Origin of the sequence: Holdemanella sp. DFI.5.55, assembly GCF_020593575.1 — a bacterium.
GTDB lineage: Bacteria > Bacillota_I > Bacilli_A > Erysipelotrichales > Erysipelotrichaceae > Holdemanella > Holdemanella hominis.
In genome coordinates this window covers 1-374 of record NZ_JAJDMK010000214.1, presented here as the reverse complement: position 1 = coordinate 374, position 374 = coordinate 1, and the positions used below count along the sequence as shown (strand labels likewise).

The 374-nt window shown below is 32.6% G+C and carries 1 protein-coding gene; it reads right to left on the bottom strand.

Translation table 11 applies throughout. The features are described from left to right. Positions 1-55 precede the first annotated feature (55 nt). Positions 56-292 carry a hypothetical protein gene (locus tag LJE08_RS13865; RefSeq protein ID WP_227403561.1) on the bottom strand — a complete coding sequence of 79 codons (237 nt, stop codon included), beginning with the start codon at positions 290-292 and terminating at the stop codon, positions 56-58. Positions 293-374 lie beyond the last annotated feature (82 nt).

Here is a 374-nt window from a genome sequence, read left to right as displayed (position 1 = left end):
ATAATCTGTGATGCAAGACCATTTTAAAAAAATTAGAGAAAATCATTAATTCTTTCTAATCGTTCACATCCTCCTTCATACGAAGAATTGATTTTTTAAACTTATCCATCTTCTTCTGCACTCTTTCATCATCATGATCATATACTTTACTTCTCAAATCCGAATGGAATTCATAAATATCCGAACTTGCATCACTCCACACATCGTAATCTTCCGTATCATATGCATCTTTAATAATTCCATCATAATAGATATCATACATATCCTTACCCGCATCTTCATATATATTCATAGATTCCGCTCAAATCTTTGTATTTCACGGGAGTTTAACACTTGCTCATAGCCAAAATAGCCAAATGTCGTTTATGTACGGC

Coding starts and splice junctions, on each gene's coding strand:
- LJE08_RS13865 (WP_227403561.1), bottom strand. CDS start 292: ATGAATATATATGAAGATGCGGGTAAGGATATGTATGATATCTATTAT.